Origin of the sequence: Streptomyces adelaidensis, assembly GCF_016598475.1 — a bacterium.
Taxonomy (GTDB): Bacteria; Actinomycetota; Actinomycetes; order Streptomycetales; family Streptomycetaceae; genus Streptomyces; species Streptomyces adelaidensis.
In genome coordinates this window covers 22,612-42,179 of sequence record NZ_JAEMUX010000005.1, presented here as the reverse complement: position 1 = coordinate 42,179, position 19,568 = coordinate 22,612, and the positions used below count along the sequence as shown (strand labels likewise).

The following is a 19,568-nucleotide window of genomic DNA, read 5'->3' as shown; positions in this document are numbered from 1 at the left end:
TGCTCGGGCACTCAGGAGGAGTGGACCACGGCGTCCAGGTGCGGCAGGTAGTGGTCGAGCCGCTCGCGCTTGGTGCGCAGGTAGGTGATGTTGTCCTCGCACGGCGTGATCAGCAGCGGCACCTGCTCGGCGACGCTGATGCCGTGGCGCAGCAGCGACTCCCGCTTGCGCGGGTTGTTCGACATCAGGCGGACCGACCGTACGCCGAGGTCGTGCAGCATCTCGGCGGCCACCCGGTAGTCGCGGGCGTCCACCGGCAGGCCGAGGGCGAGGTTCGCCTCGACGGTGTCCAGGCCCTCCGACTGGAGCTTCATCGCCTGGAGCTTGGCGAGCAGGCCTATGCCTCGCCCTTCGTGGCCGCGCAGGTAGACGAGGATGCCGCGGCCCTCCGCGACGATGGCCCGCAGCGCGCTGTCGAGCTGCTCGCCGCACTCGCAGTGCTGGGAGCCGAACGCGTCACCGGTCAGGCACTCCGAGTGCAGCCGGATGAGAATTCCCTCACCGCCGCTGATGTCGCCGTACACCAGCGCCACTTGTTCCTCGCCGCGGTCCTGGTCGAGATAACCTACGGCCTCGAAGTCGCCGTAGGTTGTGGGCAGTGGTGCATTCACCACACGGATGGCGCCGGAGGACTGGGCATTCGTGCCGAGTACACCAACATTTTCTGTCATGATCTGGTTCCTATCTGGTAAGCCCTGGCGTCATGCGAAAATGACGGAGCATCAACAGAGACGAAAGGCCGTGTAAAGATGAGCAGTTCGAGTCTTGTGCCGACGGACACCACCGCGGACGTACGCGCGCGCGGGGCGGGCGTCGGCCGGCAGGTGGCCGTGCTTCCCGTGGGCAGCTACGAGCAGCACGGCCCGTATCTGCCGCTGGCCACCGACACGCTCGTCGCCTGCGCCATAGCCCGGGAGATAGCCGCCGCGTATCCGGTGCACCTGCTGCCGCCCGTGACCATCGCCTGCTCGCACGAGCACGCGGCGTGGCCGGGCACGGTCAGCATCTCCGCGACGACCCTGCACGCGGTGGTCGGCGACATCGCCGCCTCCCTGCGCCGGTCGGGCGTCGAGGCACTGGTGGTGGTGAACGGACACGGCGGGAATTACGTCCTGGGCAATGTCGTTCAGGAATCCACCGCGGCGGGACATCGAATGGCCCTTTTCCCGGCGATGGAGGACTGGGACGCCGCACGCGAACGAGCGGGCGTACAGACCTCGTTGCTCAGTGATATGCATGCGGGAGAAATAGAGACCTCCATACTTCTGCATTGCCACCCCGAATTGGTCCGGCCCGGTCACGAGACCACCGATTTCCTTGCCGACGACCGCCGTCATCTCCTCTCCCTCGGTATGTCGGCCTACACCGATTCCGGTGTCATCGGCCGTCCGTCCCTCGCGTCCGCCGCGAAGGGCAAGGAGTTGCTGGCAGGGTTCGTCGACTCCTTCGAGGCGTACTTCTCCGTGGTCACCTCGGACGACCGGGGCGCCTCGGACACCGACTGACGGCGGGCCCGCAGGGAGCCGTACCAGCGTCCGACGAGTACGAGGACCCCCGGCAGGCTGGCCGCGAAGCTGAGCACCCCGTAGACGACGGCCACGGTCAGGCCCTGGGAGGCGCCCAGCCCCGCGGCGGCGAATGACCAGGCGGTGACGCCCTCCCGGGGGCCCCAGCCGCCGACGTTGAGCGGCACGCTCATCGCGATCAGGGCCAGCAGCGCGAGGGGCAGCAGCTCCAGCGGGGTCGCGGCGGAACCGGCCACGCGGGCGGAGAGCAGGAACATCGCCACGTAACCGGCCAGCACCGCCAGCGACGAGATCAGCACGGCGGGCCCGCTGTCGCGGTTCAGCAGCGCGGTGCGCGCCTCGGTGAGGACGGCCCGGACGCGGCGGCCCCGGCCGTTCGACGCGCTCGTCCCGCGCCCCATGCGGACCGCCGCCCAGATCGCCAGCGCGCCCAGGGTGGTGAGCGACAGCAGGACCGTCGCGTGGCGGGTCTGCTCCAGGACCGGGGAGGGCAGCACCAGCAGGACCGTTACTCCCACGACGGCCAGCACCAACTGGCCCGCGGTCCGCTCGATCACCACCGCCCGCACCCCGCGCCCCATGTCCCCGGAGCTCTGCCCCTGCCGTACCGCCCGGTGCACGTCGCCGAGGACACCGCCGGGCAGCGCCGCGTTGAGGAACAGCGCGCGGTAGTAGTCCGCGACGGCCGGCCCCAGCGGCAGCCTCAGCCCCAGCGCCCGCGTCACCGCGCACCAGCGCCAGGCACTGAACACCGTGGTCAGCACGCCGATCCCGACACCCGCCGCCAGCGTGCCGCCGTCGATGCGCCGCAGCCCGTCCAGGAACACCCCGGTGCCCGTCCGCCAGACGACGACGGCCAGGATGACCGTTCCGGCAAGGGTGCCGAAGTGGGTGCGCAGAGCGCGGATGAACCTGGCGGCGGCGCGGGGTCGGGGCTCGGCGGCCGGGGTCCGCGGCGCGGTGCCGCTCGGGGCCGTGTGGAGCGCCGCCGCGCGCGGGGCCTCGGGAGCCTCGGCGCGGTGGCCGCCGGACAGCTCCGTCTCCGTCGCCCCCGTCGGCTCCGCCGGTGCGTCCGGCGCGGCCGTACGGCTGTCCGGGCTGGGCGAGGATCCGCCGGAAACCGTGTCCGAGGGGGCCCCTTCCGGTTCGGTACCCGGCGCCCCGGCCGACCTCGGCGCGGCCGTAGCCATCGGCAGCGTTCGCGGGCCGGTGCCGGGCGTGAGGGTCCGTATCCGCGCCCGGGCCGAAGGCGCGCTCGCCCTGACCCGTGCCCGGACTCCCTTCGGCCGTACCCGTACGCGGTCGGCCGTCACCGGCGGATGGGCCTCGACCGCCTCCTGAACCGGGGCCGTCATGAGGCTCCGCCCATGGGGCGGGGCAGTGCCAGCAGGTCGCTGTGGTGGACGACGGCGCGGAGTTCGCCGGCCGCGCCCGCCCGGAGGCGGTCGCGGAGGTAGGCGTCGGCGCGCTCGGTGAGTTCGGGGCGCTGTTCGCAGGCGGCGCCGACCCAGCCGCGCAGCCACTCCTCGGTGAGGGCGGTGTGCCGGCCGTCGAGCTGCCAGGGGCTCGGGTGGACGCGGACCGTGGCGCCCTGCTGGGCGAAGGCCTCGCAGGCCACGGTGATCGCGTCCGGGCCGAGCAGATCGCCGGCGCGCTGGTGGGCGTTGAACGCCTCGCCGATCTCGGCGTCCATGGGGTGCGCCGGGACGAGGTCCACGCGGCCCACGACCGACAGGGTCAGCAGGGCGGGCACCCCGGCGCCCGCACAGGCCGCGGCGAGCGCCTCGATCTCCTCGCGGGTGAGGACGTCGAGCAGCGCGGACGCGGTGACCAGCGAGGCATCCGCCAGGTCGTCCTTCGTCAGCCGGCCGATGTCGCCGCGCCGCGTGGTGACCGTGACGGGGCTGCCGTCGGCGGCCGCGCGGGGCGCCCGCGCGGTGGCCAGGCGCAGCAGGTCGGGGTCCTGGTCGTGCAGCACCCACCGCTGGGCGCCGTCCAGCCGGGGCGCGAGCCAGCGGCCCATCGAGCCGGTGCCGCAGCCCAGGTCGTGGACGACCAGCCCGGTGGCCCGCCCGGGCAGGTTCGCCAGCCGGATGCGCAACGGGTCGAGCAGATCCACCGCGCGGGCGTCGGCGTCGGCGCTCTCACGCAGCTCCAGCCACCGCGGGGCGTACTGGTGCCCCTCGGCCGCCGGGGTGTCGCCACCGCGCCCCGCCATGCTCAGCGCCGCACCGGGAACGGACCCGGCCGTGCCTGCCGCCGCAGCGGTCATATCGGCAGAAGTGGTCATGCCGCCCTCCGAGGTTCGTGCCGCAGCCGGCCCAGTACATGGGCGAGGCTGCGGGCCGTGGTCGCCCACCCGTCCAGCGCGGCCCGGCGCCCGCGCGCCGCGGCCTTCAGCCGACGCCGTACGTCGGCCTCCCCGAACCAGCCGCGCAGCTCCGCCGCGATGGCCGCGGGGTTCTCCGGCGGGACGAGGATGCCGGGCACCCCGCCGTCGGGGGCACGGCCGACGGCCTCGGGGAGACCGCCGACGTCCGTGGCCAGTACGGGGATTCCGCGTGCGAGGGCTTCGGTGACCGCCATGCCGTAGGTCTCGGCGTACGAGGTGAGGACCATGAGGTCGGCGGCGGCGTAACTCGCGTCGAGTTCCGCGCCGGCCTGCGGTCCGGCGAGGTGGAACCGGTCCTCCAGGCCGAACTTGGCGATCAGCGAGCGGATGTGGTCGACGTACTCGGGCTCCTGGTCGAGGCCGCCCACCAGTACGCAGCTCCAGCGCAGTTCGGTGACGGTGGCGAGGGCCTCCACCAGCCGGTGCTGGCCCTTGCGCGGAGTGACCGCGGCCACGCACAGCAGCCGGGAGACGCCGTCGGTGCCGGAGGCGATGGGCGCGATGTCGGCGCCGGGGGCGGCGACATGGACCCGCTCGGGGGCGAGCCCGTGGTGCGAGACGAGCCGTCGTACCGCCCACTCGCTGGTGGCGATCACGGCGGACACGGCCCGCAGGGTGGTCCGCTCCTTGGCGTCGAGCTCGGCCGCGACGTCGGGCTCCAGGCCGGTCTCGTCGCCGAGCGGCAGGTGCACCAGCACCGCCAGGCAGAGCCGTTCGGCCTCGGGGAGGATGATCTCGGGCACTCCGCAGGCGACCAGGCCGTCGAGCAGGACGACCGTGCCGTCGGGGAATTCCCGCAGCGTACGGGCGAGTTCGGCGCGTGCCGCCGCGTCCGGGCGCGGCCAGCTGCCGTCGATCGAGTGCTTGTGCACCTGCCAGCCGAAGCCGGGCAGGTCGAGGCAGATCCGGCGGTCGTAGGCGTTGCCGCCGCTGGGCCGGGCCAGGTCGTCGACGCCGCCCGGCATCACGAAGTGCACCGAGCGCAGCGACATGGGCACGATCGCCGCGTGCTTCAGTGCCGCGTTCTGCACGGGCACATAGCCGAGCCTCACTTGCTCTCCCCCGTTGGCCTGGGTGGCGGCGGCGACGGCCGTCCGGTCGATGGTCACGTCGGTCACAGGGCACGCTCGTAACTCGCCCAGGCGATGTGCGACTCATGCAGGGTGACCTTGATATCGGCGATGCCCTTGGCGTTCTCGCCGAGGGCACCCTTGTGGATCCGCTCGGCGAGCCGGTCGGCGATCACCTTGGCGAGGAACTCGGTCGAGGTGTTGGTGTCGGCGAAGGCCGGCTCGTTGTCGAGGTTGCGGTAGTTCAACTCGCTCGCCACGGCACCGAGTTCCTGCGTGGCCAGTCCGATGTCTACGACGATGTTGTCGTCGTCCAGCTCGGCGCGCCGGAAGGTGGCGTCCACGAGGAACGTGGCGCCGTGCAGGCGCTGCGCGGGTCCGAAGACCTCCCCGCGGAAGCTGTGGGCGATCATGATGTGATCGCGAACGGTGATGCTGAACAACGGACGACCCTCCAGTGCGGTGCGTCTGCCCCCGGGCCGGGGCATGCCGTGTAGTACGGCTGCTCCCTACCCGTTGTTCAGCCGAGTTTTGCGGTTTCTTTGGAGGTCAGCGTTCCGTTCGGGCAGTTCAGGGGCGGGTGGGGCGGACGTGCTGACTCATCTGTGGGTCACTCGGCGGCGTACCGTACCCGATGACAGAGCCCCGGCAGCTCTCCGCTCGCGAGCTTCGGCATCACGTCCGGGAGTTCCTCGAAGGCGCACTCTCCGGTGACGAGCGCGTCGAACCGGTCGTCGGCGAGGAGTTCGAGTGCGAGGGCCAGCCGGTCGGCGTACGTACGGCCGGCGCGGGCGGCCGGGGAGACGGTCCCGACCTGGCTGCTGCGGAGGGTGAGGCGGCGGGAGTGGAAGGCCTCGCCGAGCGGCAGGGAGATCCGGCGGTCGCCGTACCAGCTCAGTTCGATCACCGTGCCCTCGGCGGCGAGGAGTTCGAGTGACCGTACGAGCCCTTGTTCGCTGGCGCTGGCGTGCACGACGAGGTCGCACTCCCCCAGCGCCTCTCCGGGCAGCGCGAAGTCGACACCGAGCGCGCGGGCCGTGTCGGCACGGGCCGGGTCGGCGTCGACGAGTTGGACCCGCACCCCGGGGTAGCGGGCCAGCAGCGCGGCGACCGAGCAGCCGACCATGCCGCCGCCCACGACGGCGATCCGGTCCCCGACGAGAGGCGCGGCGTCCCACAGCGCGTTGACGGCGGTCTCGACCGTCCCGGCCAGTACGGCACGCGCGGCGGGCACGGACTCGGGCACGACGGTCACGGCGCCCACCGGAACCACGTAGCGGCTCTGGTGCGGATACAGGCAGAAGACAGTGCTGCCGACGAGTCCTTCCGGCCCCTCTTCCACCACCCCGACGCTGAGATAGCCGTACTTCACCGGTGCGGGGAACTCGCCCTCCTGGAAGGGCGCCCGCATCGTCGCGTACTGGTTGTCGGGCACTCCACCTCGGAACACGAGGGTCTCGGTGCCCCGGCTGACACCTGAGTACAGCGCGCGGACGAGCACCTCGCCCTCGGCGGGTGCGGTGAGGGTCTCCTGACGGATCTCACCCTGCCCGGGAGAGCGGAGCCAGAAGGAACCAGCTGTCGGTTTCATGTGCGTCTCCGTGAACGGTCGAGCGGTTCGCCACGTACGCAGCGGTGGGAGTCGCGAACACGGTACGCGGCGATGATCGTTTCTGTCACACACACGTTCGGAAGGTTTGCGGTGGCCCTGATCAACACGTACGACGGCCGGCTGTTGCTCTCGGAGACGACCGTGGGCGCGGGTGCCCAGGTCCTGCTCCTCGCCTTCCTGGGCACGGCGATCGGACTGGGACCGGCGGGCTGGCTGACCGGGCTGGCCTTCGGGCTCGCCACGTGGGCCGTCCTCAACCGCGCCCTGCTCCGCACCCGGACCCGCCACTTCGGCCCCGCCAACCGGGTCACCCTCGGCCGGGCGATCCTCGTCGGCGCCGTCACGGCCCTGGTCGCCGACTCCTTCCAGAGCTCGCCGCCGGTCTCGCTCTTCGTCGGCCTGACCGCCGTGGCGCTGATCCTCGACGGCGTCGACGGCAAGGTGGCCCGCCGCACGGGCACGTCGACCGCGCTGGGCGCCCGCTTCGACATGGAGGTCGACGCGTTCCTGATCCTGGTGCTGAGCGTGTACGTCTCCATGTCGCTCGGCCCGTGGGTGATGCTGATCGGCCTCATGCGCTACGTCTTCGTCGCCGCCGCCAAGGTCATGCCGTGGCTGAACGGCTCCCTCCCGCCGAGCATGGCCCGCAAGACGGTCGCCGCGGTCCAGGGCGTCTTCCTGCTGGTGGCCGCGTCGGGGCTGCTGCCGTACGCGGCGAACTTCGGGGTGGTCGCGCTGGCGCTGGGCTCGCTGCTGTGGTCGTTCGGGCGGGACATCGTGTGGCTGTTCCGGACGCGGGACGTCCGGGACGGCGAGGGTGTCCGGGACGAGCGGACGGCCACGGCCACGGCGACCGTGAGCGAGACGGTGACCGTGGCTGTGGCTGTGGCCGCGGCGGCGCCCGCCCCTGCCCGCGCCGCCGACCGGCGTGCGGCCGAGCTCGTCCGGAGCTGACCGGCGCGGGGCCCGGCTCATGGGCCCCGGCGCACGAAGAAAGCACGCGCGGCGAATCGCACAAGGGGTGTCAGCGGACCGTACCCAAGGGGTGTCAGCGGACCGGGAGGACGATCTTCCCGGTCGTCCGGTCGGTCTCCCCGTGGGCGTGTGCCTTGCCCGCCTCCGCGAGCGGGAAGACCGCGTCGACCAAGGCGCGCAACTGCCCCTTCTCCACCAGCTCGGCGATGGCCCGCATACCCGCGTGGTCGGCCTCGACGAGCATCGGCTCCAGCCGTAGGCCCAGTTCGGCGGCCCGCTTCGCGTCGTCCTCGTATCCGTGCGGCAGGATCGTGACGAGGACGCCACCCTCGCGCAGGACGTCGAGCGAACGGCTGCGGACATCACCGGAGAGGGTGTCCAGGACCACGTCGACGTCGGCGACGGCCGCCGTGAAGTCCGTGGTCCGGTAGTCGATCAGCTCGTCGGCCCCCAGTTCGCGCAGCACCTCGTGCTTGCCCGCGCTAGCCGTACCGATGACGTACGCGCCCCGCGCCTTGGCGATCTGCACGGCGAGATGGCCGACTCCCCCGGCGGCGGCGTGGATCAGGACGCGCTGCCCCGGCCGCACGTCGGCGGTGTCGACGAGCGCCTGGTACGCGGTGAGCGCGGCCAGCGGCAGGGCACCGGCCTGGACGTGGTCGACGTTGGCCGGCTTGTGGGCGAAGGACCGGGCGGGCGCCGTGGCGTACTCCGCGTACGCGCCCGCGCGGTGCGGATACGGCAGCATCCCGAACAGCGGGTCACCCGCGCCCGGCACCTGCTGGAGTCCACCGATCTGCCGGTCGACGAGATCGCCGGCCGCGTGGGCTTCGCCACCGGCGCGTCACTGCGGCAGCATCTGCACGCGGCGATCGGGGTGCCGCCGTTGGCATATCGGCGTACGTTCCGGGCCGGAAGCTGACGTGTGTTCCGGGCAGGCAACTGACGTGTGTTCCGAGTCGGCGGCTGACGTGTGTTCCAGGCCGACGGCTGACCTACGTTCCAGGCCCGCAGCTGACCTACGTTCCGGGCAGGCAGCCGACCTACGGTTTCCGGTCACCCGGCGGCGGCCGCGGCGGTCGTTCCGGCGCCCGGCGGCATGTTGTACGGCGTGACCACCTGGATCGCCGACGGCAGGAGCGGGCCCTCGTCGGGCAGGGCGTGGTGGGCGCGCATGATCGTCTGGCAGACGCGGCGCACGTCCTGGCGAAGGTCGTGGTGGAGCACGGCGGAGAGCCGGTGTTCGCGCAGCAGCCGGGTGTTGTCGTGGTCCAGGTCATGGGCGACGAAGACGTGCGGCTCCCTGCCCAGCGCGGCGAAGGCGCCGAGGGTCGCGGTGTTGCCGCCGCCGATCGAGTAGACGGCGGCGATGCCCGGCTCCCGCTTCAGCGCGTCGAGGACGAGGTCGCGCTGGGTGGCGTCGAGGCCGTCGCTGTCGGTGACCTCGACGAGTGTCCGGCGCGGCTCGACGGCGCGCATCACGCTCCGAAAGCCCATCTCGCGCTCCTCCTCGTTGCGGTAGAAACTCCGGCTGATCGTCACCAGCACGGCACCGGGCCGGTCGCCGAGCCACTGCCGGATCAGATACGCGGCGGTCGCCCCGGCGGCCCGGTTGTCGATGCCGACGTACGCGCCGCGCGAGCTGCCCGGCAGATCGGTGACGAAGGTGACGACGGGGATGCCGGCCGCGACCAGCCGTTCGACGGCGGCGGTGACCTCCGGAACGTCGGGAGCCTTGAGGATCACGCCCTGGGAGCCGCGCCGGCCGATACGGTCGAGCACCCGGACCATCTCCGAGGCTGAACCGGTCTCCCGGAAATGGAACCGGGACCGTACGACCGCCGGGTGCAGGGACGGCAGTTCGGCCTCCAGTGCCTCCCGGACCGCCGTGGAGAACCGTTCCGGGGTCTGCATCACGATGTCGACCATGAACGTACGGCCGCCGATGCGCACCTGCGTCCGCTGCCGGTCCAGGTCCTTGACCGCCTGATGCACTTCGCGGGCGGTGCTCTCCCGGACGCCGCCCCGGCCGTTCAGGACCCGGTCGACCGTGGCCTCGCTCAGCCCGGCCTGACGGGCGATCTCACGGATCGTGTAGGGGTGTGCCATGCAGGTGCGTCCCGGATCTCGACGGTGGCTGGTTGAGGGGCTGGTCGTGGTGACTGCTCGATGGCGACTGGCCGTGGCGACTGGCCGTGGCGACTGTTGATGGTTTTTTGATGGTCCGCTGCGGGTTGTACGAGGGCTCTCGCGCCCCAAGACTGACAGAGGCGAAGGCGCGGTGAAAGGTCCTGCGACCATGTCTGCCGACGGACGCGGCGGGAGTGGCGGCCGTGGCGGACCGGGTGGCGCCGCTCGCCGCGGATCGAAAGGAAGCTCCCCCACATGGCACTACTGGAGGACAAGGTCGTCCTCGTCAACGGCGGCAGCCAGGGCGTCGGCGCGGGCATCGTCCGTGCGGCCCTGCGCGAGGGCGCGACCGTCGCGTTCACCGGCCGCCGCGCGGAGATCGGCGAGAAGTTCGCCGCGGACACCGGTGCCACGTTCGTACGGGCCGACCTGGCGGATCCGGCGCAGGTGCGTGGCGCCGTGGAGCAGGTGATCGCGGCCCACGGGCGGGTCGACAGCCTGGTCAACGCGGCCGGTCTGACCTCCCGGGGCTCGCTCCTCGACACCTCGCCCGAACTGTTCGACGCGCATATCGCGATCAACCTGCGCGCCCCGTTCTTCGCGATGCAGGCGGTGGTGGAGCACCTGGTGGCGCGTGCGGCGCCGGGCACGATCGTCAACATCGGCTCGACCTGCGCGCACGGCGGCCCGCCGCACCTGGCGCCGTACTCCGCAGCGAAGGCCGGTCTCGCGGGCCTGACCCGCAACGCCGCCCACGCCCACCGCTGGGACCGGATCCGGATCAACGACCTCAACATCGGCTGGACGGAGACCGAGGGCGAGGACGCGATCCAGCGGGAGTTCCACGGCGCGGGCGACGACTGGCGGGAGCGTGCCGCCGAGAGCCTGCCGATGGGCAAGCTCGGCCAGGCCGACGAGATCGCCGACTTCGTCGTCCTGCTGCTGTCCGGCCGCAGTGGTGTGGTGACCGGTTCGGTGATCGACTGGGACCAGAACGTCCTGGGCGCCTCCGACTGACTCCTCCGCCCCCTGACCTGCTTCTACTGACAGATCTGATCTCATCTCGTCACCTCTCGTCTCTCGTTACTCTCGTCACCCGCACTTTGAAAAGGACATTGGTCATGCGCATTGGCATCCTGGGGCTGGGCCGCATCGGCGCCTTCCACGCCGGGACTCTCGCCGGGCTCGACGTCGTGGAGCAGCTGGTGGTCTCCGACCCGGTGGCCGCGGCCGCCACCTCCGCCGCCGAGAAGTTCGGCGCCACGGTGGCCGACTCGCCCGAGGCGGTGTTCGCCTCCGGCATCGACGGAGTCGTGGTCACCGCGGCGACGGACGCCCACCCGGGGCTGATCCTGGCCGCGGTCGAGGCGGGCATCCCGGTGTTCTGCGAGAAGCCGGTGGCGAAGACGATCGAGGAGAGCCTCGACGTGCTGCGGGCCGTAGAGGCCGGCGACGTCGAGGTCCAGATCGGCTTCAACCGCCGCTTCGACGCGGGCTGTGTGACCGCCCGGCAGGCCTTCCTCAACGGCGAACTCGGCCGGCTGCACACCGTACGCTCGACGACCCTCGACCCGGCGCCGCCGCCGGCCGGCTACGTGGCGTCCTCCGGCGGCATCTTCCGGGACTGCGCGGTGCACGACTTCGACGTCGTCCGCTGGGTGACGGGCCGGGAGGTCGTGGAGGTCTACGCGACCGGCGGCAACCGCGGCGCGGACTACATCAAGGAGGCCGGCGACGTCGACACCGCATCCGCGCTGCTCACCTTCGACGACGGCACGATCGGCGTCATCTCCAACTCCCGCCACAACGCCCGCGGTTACGACGTCCGCCTGGAACTCCACGGCATGAAGGACAGCATCGCCGCCGGCCTCGACACCCAACTCCCCCTCCGCTCCGCCGAGCCGGGCGTCACCTTCCCCTCCGGCCCCCCGCACAACTTCTTCATGGACCGCTTCGCCCCCGCCTACCGCGCCGAACTCACCACCTTCACCGAGGTCGTCGCCGGCACCCGCACCTCCCCCTGCACCGTCGCCGACGCCATCGAGGCCAGCTGGATCGCCGAGGCAGCGACCCTCTCGGTGGCGGAACACCGGCCGGTACGACTGGACGAGGTCCGCAAGGCGGCCGCCTAGGCTCCCGCAGCATCGAACAGGCGGACGAGGTCCCGCACGGCCGCATCCGAGCCGAGCCGCACGCTGGGCGGCCCCAGCAGAAGATGCGCGAGGACCTCGCCGCCGTGTCCGTTCTTGTCGATGTCGAGCCATTTGTCGGACTTTTCCATGCCAAGACTGGTCATGATCAGCCCGTGATCCCGACGAATCTCGGCGCCGGTGTCGGCCACAGCGTCGAGAAGCGAGGCTCCAGGTCGCTCGCGCTCCAGGGTGAAGCAGCCCCGGTCAACGGGAACGCACCCGGGAAGCGGGTTCGTCCGCAACCCCTCGCACCGCGCATCACCTACCCCGTCGTCCTCGAACCTGCCGTACACCAGGCCGAATCAGTGGTAGCCAGGCGGAACAGAAGGCGACGGAGGCGTGTACTCCCACCCGGCATCCCCATCCAAGCGGCCAAAGGGGAATCTCCCTGGCCGGACGATATGGGAGATGTTCCTATGGGGCCTTGGCCGCGTGGAAGATCACTGCATGAGGTGATCACGCCGAAGGGAGGCGTTTTGGAACACTCTGCCGAAAACCTGGCGACATGGGATGGACAAGTGCCATCGGGTGCCGTCACCATCCTTGAGTCACACAACATTTGACGCACCGTCTTTCCCATGGCATGCCCCGGAGAGGAATGACCGGGGCACTTCTCATTCCGGGGGCAGGGACATGCCTGAGGACGAGTACGGCTGGTTACGCATCGCCGTGTCGGAGTTCGGCCGGCAGTGCCGCAGGAAACTGTCAGGTGGGGGCGGTCAGGAATCGTCCATACGTGGTCCGCTGGAAGCTCTGCTGCGGGCCGTCGGTGACCACCATCAGCACCGTGAAGTCACTTGGCACGACGAGTTCCGTCTCGCCGATCTCGGCGTACGCCCCGACTACGCGATACGCGCGAACGGCGAGATAACCGGGTACATCGAGTTGAAGAAGCCCGGTCTGTCGGTTGATCCGGACACGTTCGGCAAGGCCCAATGGACATGAGTTAAGCCGTGTCGGGTATCAGCTGGTGGAGCACGATGGTGCGGGTGACGCGGCGGGTGCCGGGGTCGGTTGAGCTGCGGGTCCGGTAGCTCAGGTGGGGGCGTTTCGTGGTGCGGGGCGCGGTGCGCGTGGGGCGGTCGCGGATCAGCATGTCGGGGAGGTCGGCTATGAGGAAGCGCAGCGCCTGGGCGAGGAGTTCAGGGGGAAAAGGCCGTCCGGACGGAGCTTTTGACGGCGTCCAGGACGGGCGGGAAGCTGATGCGGGCCGGGTCGACGCCCGCGATCACGGCGGTCTTCGTGATCAGCGTGCGCAGGGCCTGGTAGACGCAGAGCAGGGCCCACAGCTCCTGGCGTACGCCCTCGGGTCTGCGCGAGCGCAGGACGCCGCCGCTGGTGCGCAGGTCGACCTTGACCAGCTTGAACAGGACCCCCACCGACCAGCGTTCGGCGTAGTTGCGGGCCAGTTCGAGTGCCGGGGCCGCATCGGGGTCCAGCAGTGTGGTGATCAGGCAGAACACCTCGCTGATGCCGTCGTCGTCGGCCACGCTGTACTCGATGGCCCGCACCGTCACGCGCTCCGCGCGCTTGTCGCCGCGCAGTTCGGACAGATAGGTGCCATCGCTCAGGCGTTTGGTGACCGGCAGGGTGAAGGAGGCCGAGACGCGCCACAGCAGTTCGGCCCCGGTCCGGGCGGCGGCCGCATAGAGGTCGTAGGAGGGGAAGCCCCGGTCTGCCAGCAGCAGCATGCCCGGGGCCAGCCGGTCCAGCAGACGCTCGAACAGGGTCCGCTCGCCGACCGCGATGGAGTCGAAGGCCGCCCCGGCCAGGGCCAGGGTGCCGCACTCGGCCAGCGCCACCAGGCGGGCCTGCGGACGGCTGCCGCCGGCCGGTACACCGAAAGCGGCCTCGTTGTGCCGGCCCGAGGGCAGATCGAAGACCGTGCCGTCGAGCGCCATCAGCCGCAGCCCCCGCCAGAACGCATCCGGCATCCGCTCATCGGCCACCGGAGCCGCGACCTCGTCGAACAGGTTGCGCAGCGGCGCCTCGCCGAGGCGGTAGCGGGCCAGGGAGATCGCCCCATCGCTGGGCACCCGGTAGCCGTCCCAGCCGCCCCGCGACCACTGCAGACCGTCCAACAAGCCCCGCAGCGTGCGCACATACCCCTTGCCCGGCTCCAGCCACAACGCCATCGCCAGATACATCATCAACTTCGACGGCAGCGCACGCGTCCGAACCTCACGCGCCCCGGCCTCGTCCACCGCGGCCTGCACCGCCTCCTCCGGGAACACCGTCGCCAGCAGCCCGATCGACACGTCATCCGTCAGCCGCCCCGCGGCCCCACCCTCAACTCGCTCCACCCGAAGATCATCACATATGGATCGTTAACTCATGCCCATTGCGGCATGGGGGATGTCAACGCGGGCTCCCAGACGACGGCGGCGAACAGCGCCCCCGCTTCCTGAATCGCCCGCTGACGCTCCTGTCGGATCTTGACGATTTCCTCGATGTGCTCGTCAGGCACCACCAGCGGACCGGCTTCGATGAGAGCGCGGGTGTATGCCGGAGCTGCAAGATCCCAGGAATGAACACGTTTTGCCACGTACGGATGAGGGAGGCGTCCGCCTCAAGCGTCACGAAGCCGGCGAACTCGCTGGTGATCGTGGTCTGGTAGTCCACCCACCAGCCGCGCTTGTTGCTCTGGCGTGCCAAGTACTCAAGCTGGGCCCGTCGTTCGGTGTCCTCGACCTGGTAGAGATCCAGAAGGATGCGCACGTCCCCGACCCGTGGGGCTGACTGGCCGGATTCGAGACGGCTGATCTTGGACTGTTGTCCTGTGAGGGGAGCGCCCCGATCTCTCACTCCGGCGTGGTCGAATACCGCTCGATGCTCGCGCGGCCAGTCGACCGGTCGAGGAGGCGCAGCTCCCACGGGCCCGTGTTCACGTCGAAGTCCTTGCCGAACCCGACCCACTTGCCCGCCATACGTCGGCCCGTCGGCTCGACGAGTAGCTGAATCGCACCGTGATACCGGGCGCCCTGGTAGTACCCGTCGGCAGCCGTCTGCTCGATCCACGTACCAGTGACCACATTCCGATCAACGGTGAGGTCCAGAGACAACGGGCTGTCAGGGTTGGTTGACGCACCGGGCAGACTCTGTGCTGTCAGCCGGTTGCTGTGCTGGACGATCACGATGTGATGCTTGCAGTCGTACGATTCGTCACGGCTGGACGAGTAGAACTCGTACCGGGACAGCCAGATCCCTGCGTACTCACTCTGCGGCTCCGGCTCTGGTTCCAGGCTCGCGACAGCGTCAGCTGTGCCGGCTTCCCCAGCTTGCATGTCGTGGCCTCCTGTGCCGTCTGAGTGGACGCGTGCCATTGGGATGGCGAACCCCAGTGACTCAGGGGCGCGCCCGGTGAACCGCTTCAGTGCCCGCGCATACAACGGGCGGCATGTCCTGGTCTCCCCGGACTCCCAGCGTTGCACGAGTCGCTTGGAGGCGTCGTTCGGTTCCCCCAACGCCTCGCCTGCGTCACGTAAACCTCGGGCGAACTCGTCTTGGCTCAAGTTCATCGACTTGCGTACGGAGGTCAGCACGTCGTTGGGGACTCGCGCACGCTCGGCCGTAGTCGTCATGATCCGAGGGTAGCCATGCCACACCCCTAATGACACCGGTTTGACGCCCTCGGGGTGACGCCGACACGACGCCCGAGAGACGCCTCGAACGTCGCCGCAATGGGCATGGCCGATCCGGAACATGGTCGTCATGACCATCCGCACGGGTGGCATGACCTGAGCACCACGGACCCCCGACTACGTGGAGGCAAGCCAGCATGAGTACGGCAGTAGTGATCCGCGACCCGAAGGCGTACGTCACCCCCGACGTGTGGGAGCGGGAGGTGGCCCTCCTCCTCCGCAACCCGGAGAACACACGCGAACTCGCAGAGGCCAAGTTCGGACAGGCCATCGCCTACCTGGTCACGTGCGGCGAGAACCCGGACCTTCTCATGGGCCCGTCCAAGCCGGTGGACGAGGCATGGCACTCGTTCATGCTCGACTCGATCCCGTACCACCACTTCACCAGCCGGCACTTCGGCCGGTACATCCACCACGTTCCGGAGCTCCCGGGATCGACGGCCGGTGTCCAGTGCGTCAGCGACGACGAGGCGAAGCAGGACGGGCATGACCGCACGGGCGGCGGCGGCCCGCTCGTTCTGGAGCAGACGATCAAGGCCATCAAGGCGGCCGGGTTCGAGATCGACGCGGACCTGTGGGGCATGGCTGACTCGGCCGACTGCAACCAGTGCCACGCCGGATGCCACGATTCACCCAAGTAGCACCCGCTCGCGAGTGAGTTGGGGCCCGCTGCCGTACGTTGGGCGTGGGCCCCTCTCACCGGGAAGGATCACGCATGTCATTGGCTGAGTCCTGGGACAGGTACGCGGTCGAGAGCAAGCCACGAAGGACCGTCAACGCCAGGGGCGAGACGACCTGGCTGAACTGGACTCAGTACGCCGATCACGGACCGGACGAGAACGTTCTAGGGCCCGTGGCCGGACACCGGGTGCTGGAACTCGGCTCAGGCAGTGGCAGTAATCTCGCGCACCTGGTCACGCTTGGCGCAACAGGTCTAGGGGTGGACGTTGCTCCCAGCCGTGAAACGGTTGCGCGGGAGCGATGGGGCAGCCTGCCGGGCCTTGAGTTCCGTGCAGCGGAGGCGACTGAGTTCCTGAGCGAGACGGACGAGACGTTCGATGTCGTGCTGTCGATCTTCGGTGCCGTGTGGTTCGTCGATCCGGACACCCTGATCCCGCTGATCCGCTCGCATATGGCAGCGGGCGGAGTCCTGGCGTTCTCGCACCTGCCTCCAGGCAGCCAGGGCTCCCAGGCGACCAGATCCGGACTGCGGCACGACCGTACACCGGAGGAGTGGAGGCGCATCCTGACGGGGCACGGCTTCTCTGACGTAACCGTGTCTCTGATTGAGCCGCCAGAGGGCAGGGCCGCGGGCACGATGCTTGTCCGCGCGATGGCTCACTGATCCCGTTTGCCTTCCACGAGGCCCTGTATGACAGCGCCCCTGACGCCTTGCGTCAGGGGCCTGCCGGAATGTCTGTGCGCCTGCCTCAAGCGCTCTGCCGGCGGGCCGAGCACACCACGGCGCTGCGGCGGGCAAAGCCCAACGTCACCGGCAACTCACCCCGGACGCGACCCGCGTCCGACGCTGGATCGACGGCGGGAAGCCCCGCCCACCCCTATCCACCCTGCTGATGGAAGTCCTCTCCGAGGCTGCCGGCCGACCGCCCACTCCCGGTGATCTCGCCCTGACAGCCACGGGTCCGGTGCTGGATGGCATCAAGCCCCCGCTGCTGACCGAGGCAGCCGCCCGGGCCCTGGAGCGAACTCCACGCGGCTGCCGCCTTGGTGTCCCGCAGTCGCACCTGAACCAGGCGAGTTCCGTCCCGCCGAGGTCCACGTCGGCCCCTCCCGACGGTCTCGCCAGTGCGGACCGGGCCGGACACCGTACGTCAGTCGGCGGATTCGCCACGACCAGCCGCACTGGCGGGCGGCTGGTCGGCAACGAACGTGCCTCGCTGGGGAAGAGTGATCACCCATCCTTCGGAGCGCAGTAGCGCAACGGCCTGGCGCGCGGTGTCCCTGGCAACGCCGTAGTCAGCGACCATCCTCGACTCCGACGGGATCGGGTCCCTCGGTCGGAGCTCGCCGGACTCAATCTTGGCGCGGATAACTCGGGCCACCTGTTTGTAGATGGGTGTCGGATCGAAGCGATCAATTTCCATGACTAGGACGTTAGGTACGTCCCATATGCTGCTCATATGGGCGACGTGGCGGACGTCCTAGACGAGGTAGACAAGGTAGAGGTACCGTCCGAAGGCAAGGACCCCCGCGACGCTGCGAACGTCCGGGGGCATGGCCACCAGCCTCTGAGGAGCTGATGACAGTGAGCATTATCCACGCGTTCGTGCGATGGATCCTGGGCGTGTTCGCGCCCGGCACGGGAAAGCGCCGCGCGGACGGGCGCGCCGTCTGCCTGACCCCCGCGCGTATGCCGGAGGCGCCCCGCCCGCCTGCGCCGTGGCCTCCCCTGCGGCGGTCGCCGTACGGCCTCGAAGAGCCGTTGCCCGGCGAGGCGACGGCCGTGGTCCGACCGTATGTCGTTCTCGCTGAGCGGGAGTGTGAGCGGGCGCGGCAGCGGCAGCGTCGTGTCGCCATGGTTCTGGCGGCGGACTTCGGCATCGACCTTGACCTGCATGTGGTCGGCGCTGAGGCGGTGGCCCGGTGAGGGAGCAGAGCGAGCGCCCCGAGACCGCCCTGGGTGGGACGCGTGCGCCGGTGCGGATGTGTGTGCGCTGCTGTGCGATCACCGATACGCCGGTCGTCGTCTCCGAGGTGCACCAGGGCTCCGGTCCCGGCTTCACGGTGTACGCGTGCCGGGACTGCGTCCCGCGCGTGCTGGATGTGCTGTCGCTGCCGCCCGCATCCCGCCCCGGCGGTGGCGAGCGGTGATCGCCGGAACCCCTCCCGAACCGGGCAGGTCCCGCCTGACCATCAGCACCTACCGCCTCGATGACGACGGGCGCCGGGTCGGCGTGGCGGAGCCGACCGCGTACGCCCCCGGCACGGGCACGCTCCCGCCCGTGTCCCTCGCATGGCCCCCGTGCCGCTGCCCGCGTTGCCGGACCGGCCACGACGGTCCACGCGACCGGTAGCGGCGCCCGCAGGCGGCCCGCGGACGGCGCACACCCGCGAGGCGCGCCGCGGTCCCGTCCGGATGGCGGGCACGGGTCACGGCCGCGGCCCCCAGAGAGTGATTCTGGGGGCCGCGCGCTGCCACCAGAACCGGGGTCAGCTCAGGGCGTCGATGGCCTTCACGATCAGGGCCCGCGCATCAGCCCCGTACACGGCCAGTTCTGTGAGCCGGGCGAACGCCCGCAAGTACATGTCCAGTTCGCCCGGCGCCGTGACGGTCACCTTCGCGGCGAGCAACTCCACATGGATCCGCGACTCGTCGAAGACCGTGAACTGCTCCAACGGCCACATGACCGCCTCCCGCGCGGCCGTGGCCGGGATGATGCCGAGTGACATGGACGGCAGGGACATCGCGGCCAGCAGGTTGCCGAGCTGGCCGGCCATCACGTCCTGATCGCCGACCCGGTGATGGAGGACGTTCTCCTCGACCAGGGTCGCGAACCGGTGGTCTCCCTCGTGGATGACGCGCGCGCGGCGCATGCGGACCTCGACCGCGTCGGCCACGTCGTCCGGGGTACCGCGGAAGCCCGCGATCGTGCGCATCAGCGCCGTCGCGTAGCCGGGTGTCTGCAGATAGCCGGGCACCACGTGGGAGGCGTACACGCGGAAGTGACGGGTGCGCTCGTACAGCTTGGCCGAGGACTCCGCCAACTGTTTCATGCCCGTCCGCTGGAGCCGCTTCCACTGCAGGTACATGGAGTCGGCTTGGCGGTTGGCCGCGATGAGGTCGTCCGCCTGGTCGTGCGCTCCGCAGGCCGCACACCAGACGCGGATGTCGGCGTCGGCCGGGGCAGTGACAGCGTTCTCGATCCTCGACGACTTGGCGACGGACCAGCCCGCGAGACGGGCGAGTTCCTTGCCGGTGATGCCCGCGTCCAGGCGCAGCTCCCGCAGCCTGGCCGCGAGAGCCGCGCGTGCTTCCTGCATGCTGGACGTGGGGAATGTGGACATGGAC

Annotated in this window: 24 protein-coding genes and 3 pseudogenes; 11 read left to right on the top strand and 16 right to left on the bottom strand. The window is 70.4% G+C overall.

All coding sequences use genetic code 11. The annotated features are described in order from the left end of the window. Window positions 1-11: 11 nt before the first annotated feature. A complete protein-coding gene (gene ribA / locus I8N67_RS03990) occupies window positions 12-671 on the bottom strand; it encodes a GTP cyclohydrolase II (protein WP_200301159.1) in 660 nt (219 codons plus the stop codon). A gap of 78 nt (window positions 672-749) precedes the next feature. Between ribA and I8N67_RS03985 the strand changes: the two genes are divergently transcribed. Then, complete coding sequence (locus tag I8N67_RS03985; RefSeq protein WP_200301158.1) at window positions 750-1,505, top strand: creatininase family protein; 756 nt, start codon at window positions 750-752, stop codon at window positions 1,503-1,505. A gap of 116 nt (window positions 1,506-1,621) precedes the next feature. Here the strand turns inward: I8N67_RS03985 and I8N67_RS42240 are convergent. From I8N67_RS42240 to I8N67_RS03965, 5 genes and pseudogenes are all read right to left on the bottom strand, one after another. Continuing rightward, window positions 1,622-2,716 (bottom strand): annotated as a pseudogene (locus tag I8N67_RS42240) (lysylphosphatidylglycerol synthase transmembrane domain-containing protein); the annotation flags it as partial. Between the two features lie 161 nt (window positions 2,717-2,877). Further along, entirely contained in the window at window positions 2,878-3,816 is a 939-nt protein-coding gene (locus I8N67_RS03980) for a methyltransferase domain-containing protein (protein WP_200301157.1), read from the bottom strand. Continuing rightward, on the bottom strand, window positions 3,813-5,036 hold the full coding sequence (locus I8N67_RS03975) for a glycosyltransferase family 4 protein (RefSeq protein WP_200301156.1): 1,224 nt from the start codon (window positions 5,034-5,036) through the stop codon (window positions 3,813-3,815). The genes I8N67_RS03980 and I8N67_RS03975 overlap by 4 nt, the downstream gene beginning before the upstream one ends. Next, complete coding sequence (locus I8N67_RS03970) at window positions 5,033-5,431, bottom strand: 6-pyruvoyl trahydropterin synthase family protein (RefSeq protein ID WP_200301155.1); 399 nt, start codon at window positions 5,429-5,431, stop codon at window positions 5,033-5,035. The genes I8N67_RS03975 and I8N67_RS03970 overlap by 4 nt, the downstream gene beginning before the upstream one ends. A 167-nt stretch (window positions 5,432-5,598) precedes the next feature. Further along, window positions 5,599-6,579, bottom strand: a complete 981-nt coding sequence (locus tag I8N67_RS03965) for a zinc-dependent alcohol dehydrogenase (protein WP_200301154.1) — start codon at window positions 6,577-6,579, stop codon at window positions 5,599-5,601. A 111-nt stretch (window positions 6,580-6,690) separates the two neighbouring features. On the opposite strand from I8N67_RS03965, the gene I8N67_RS03960 reads away from it, so the two are divergent. Beyond that, window positions 6,691-7,554, top strand: coding sequence for a CDP-alcohol phosphatidyltransferase family protein (locus I8N67_RS03960; protein WP_200301153.1), 864 nt, complete (start codon window positions 6,691-6,693; stop codon window positions 7,552-7,554). A 94-nt stretch (window positions 7,555-7,648) separates the two neighbouring features. On the opposite strand, the pseudogene I8N67_RS03955 reads toward I8N67_RS03960, so the two are convergent. Beyond that, window positions 7,649-8,341 (bottom strand): annotated as a pseudogene (locus tag I8N67_RS03955) (NADP-dependent oxidoreductase); the annotation flags it as partial. Between I8N67_RS03955 and I8N67_RS44975 the strand changes: the two are divergent. Further along, the gene (locus tag I8N67_RS44975; protein WP_504740362.1) at window positions 8,231-8,497 is read left to right on the top strand and encodes a helix-turn-helix domain-containing protein; all 267 of its coding nucleotides are present in this window, start codon (window positions 8,231-8,233) and stop codon (window positions 8,495-8,497) included. The pseudogene I8N67_RS03955 and the gene I8N67_RS44975 sit on opposite strands and share 111 nt — an antisense overlap. A 134-nt stretch (window positions 8,498-8,631) precedes the next feature. Here I8N67_RS44975 and I8N67_RS03945 read toward each other — a convergent pair whose 3' ends face one another. After that, the gene (locus I8N67_RS03945; RefSeq protein ID WP_200301152.1) at window positions 8,632-9,684 is read right to left on the bottom strand and encodes a LacI family DNA-binding transcriptional regulator; all 1,053 of its coding nucleotides are present in this window, start codon (window positions 9,682-9,684) and stop codon (window positions 8,632-8,634) included. Window positions 9,685-9,960: 276 nt separating this feature from the next. Between I8N67_RS03945 and I8N67_RS03940 the strand changes: the two genes are divergently transcribed. Continuing rightward, window positions 9,961-10,722: an SDR family oxidoreductase gene (locus I8N67_RS03940; RefSeq protein WP_200301151.1), complete on the top strand. Its 762-nt coding sequence runs from the start codon at window positions 9,961-9,963 to the stop codon at window positions 10,720-10,722. Between the two features lie 104 nt (window positions 10,723-10,826). Then, on the top strand, window positions 10,827-11,837 hold the full coding sequence (locus tag I8N67_RS03935) for a Gfo/Idh/MocA family protein (protein WP_200301150.1): 1,011 nt from the start codon (window positions 10,827-10,829) through the stop codon (window positions 11,835-11,837). On the opposite strand, the gene I8N67_RS03930 is transcribed toward I8N67_RS03935, so the two are convergent. Beyond that, the gene (locus tag I8N67_RS03930) at window positions 11,834-12,046 is read right to left on the bottom strand and encodes a hypothetical protein (RefSeq protein WP_200301149.1); all 213 of its coding nucleotides are present in this window, start codon (window positions 12,044-12,046) and stop codon (window positions 11,834-11,836) included. The two genes, I8N67_RS03935 and I8N67_RS03930, sit on opposite strands and share 4 nt — an antisense overlap. Window positions 12,047-12,530: 484 nt before the next feature. On the opposite strand from I8N67_RS03930, the gene I8N67_RS42235 reads away from it, so the two are divergent. Beyond that, window positions 12,531-12,842 (top strand): type I restriction enzyme HsdR N-terminal domain-containing protein, encoded by a 312-nt coding sequence (locus I8N67_RS42235; protein ID WP_234045005.1) that lies wholly within the window; start codon window positions 12,531-12,533, stop codon window positions 12,840-12,842. Window position 12,843: 1 nt separating this feature from the next. Here the strand turns inward: I8N67_RS42235 and I8N67_RS03920 are convergent, their stop codons facing one another. From I8N67_RS03920 to I8N67_RS03905, 5 genes and pseudogenes are all read right to left on the bottom strand, one after another. Beyond that, window positions 12,844-12,993, bottom strand: a complete 150-nt coding sequence (locus I8N67_RS03920) for a hypothetical protein (protein WP_200301148.1) — start codon at window positions 12,991-12,993, stop codon at window positions 12,844-12,846. A 46-nt stretch (window positions 12,994-13,039) separates the two neighbouring features. After that, entirely contained in the window at window positions 13,040-14,200 is a 1,161-nt protein-coding gene (locus tag I8N67_RS03915) for an IS4 family transposase (protein ID WP_200301147.1), read from the bottom strand. 29 nt (window positions 14,201-14,229) lie between these two features. Then, window positions 14,230-14,442, bottom strand: a complete 213-nt coding sequence (locus I8N67_RS03910; protein ID WP_200301146.1) for a Scr1 family TA system antitoxin-like transcriptional regulator — start codon at window positions 14,440-14,442, stop codon at window positions 14,230-14,232. 134 nt (window positions 14,443-14,576) lie between these two features. Then, window positions 14,577-14,702: pseudogene (locus I8N67_RS44490) on the bottom strand (helix-turn-helix domain-containing protein); the annotation flags it as partial. Continuing rightward, window positions 14,699-15,478 carry a helix-turn-helix domain-containing protein gene (locus I8N67_RS03905; protein ID WP_200301145.1) on the bottom strand — a complete coding sequence of 260 codons (780 nt, stop codon included), beginning with the start codon at window positions 15,476-15,478 and terminating at the stop codon, window positions 14,699-14,701. The gene I8N67_RS03905 and the pseudogene I8N67_RS44490, both read right to left, overlap by 4 nt. 197 nt (window positions 15,479-15,675) lie before the next feature. Between I8N67_RS03905 and I8N67_RS03900 the strand changes: the two genes are divergently transcribed. From I8N67_RS03900 to I8N67_RS44970, 3 genes are all read left to right on the top strand, one after another. Next, window positions 15,676-16,179, top strand: coding sequence for a glycine-rich domain-containing protein (locus tag I8N67_RS03900; protein ID WP_234045004.1), 504 nt, complete (start codon window positions 15,676-15,678; stop codon window positions 16,177-16,179). A gap of 74 nt (window positions 16,180-16,253) precedes the next feature. Next, complete coding sequence (locus tag I8N67_RS03895; RefSeq protein ID WP_200301144.1) at window positions 16,254-16,883, top strand: class I SAM-dependent methyltransferase; 630 nt, start codon at window positions 16,254-16,256, stop codon at window positions 16,881-16,883. A 94-nt stretch (window positions 16,884-16,977) separates the two neighbouring features. Next, window positions 16,978-17,475: a hypothetical protein gene (locus I8N67_RS44970; RefSeq protein ID WP_504740361.1), complete on the top strand. Its 498-nt coding sequence runs from the start codon at window positions 16,978-16,980 to the stop codon at window positions 17,473-17,475. Here I8N67_RS44970 and I8N67_RS03890 read toward each other — a convergent pair. Continuing rightward, window positions 17,371-17,643, bottom strand: a complete 273-nt coding sequence (locus I8N67_RS03890) for a GntR family transcriptional regulator (protein WP_234045003.1) — start codon at window positions 17,641-17,643, stop codon at window positions 17,371-17,373. The genes I8N67_RS44970 and I8N67_RS03890 overlap by 105 nt on opposite strands. A gap of 155 nt (window positions 17,644-17,798) precedes the next feature. Here I8N67_RS03890 and I8N67_RS03885 point away from each other — a divergent pair, with 155 nt between their 5' ends. Then, window positions 17,799-18,146 carry a hypothetical protein gene (locus I8N67_RS03885; protein ID WP_200301142.1) on the top strand — a complete coding sequence of 116 codons (348 nt, stop codon included), beginning with the start codon at window positions 17,799-17,801 and terminating at the stop codon, window positions 18,144-18,146. Further along, window positions 18,143-18,370, top strand: coding sequence for a hypothetical protein (locus I8N67_RS03880; RefSeq protein WP_200301272.1), 228 nt, complete (start codon window positions 18,143-18,145; stop codon window positions 18,368-18,370). Before I8N67_RS03885 ends, I8N67_RS03880 begins: the two co-directional genes overlap by 4 nt. 339 nt (window positions 18,371-18,709) lie before the next feature. On the opposite strand, the gene I8N67_RS03875 is transcribed toward I8N67_RS03880, so the two are convergent. Next, window positions 18,710-19,564, bottom strand: a complete 855-nt coding sequence (locus tag I8N67_RS03875; protein ID WP_200301141.1) for a DUF5753 domain-containing protein — start codon at window positions 19,562-19,564, stop codon at window positions 18,710-18,712. Between the last annotated feature and the right edge of the window lie 4 nt (window positions 19,565-19,568).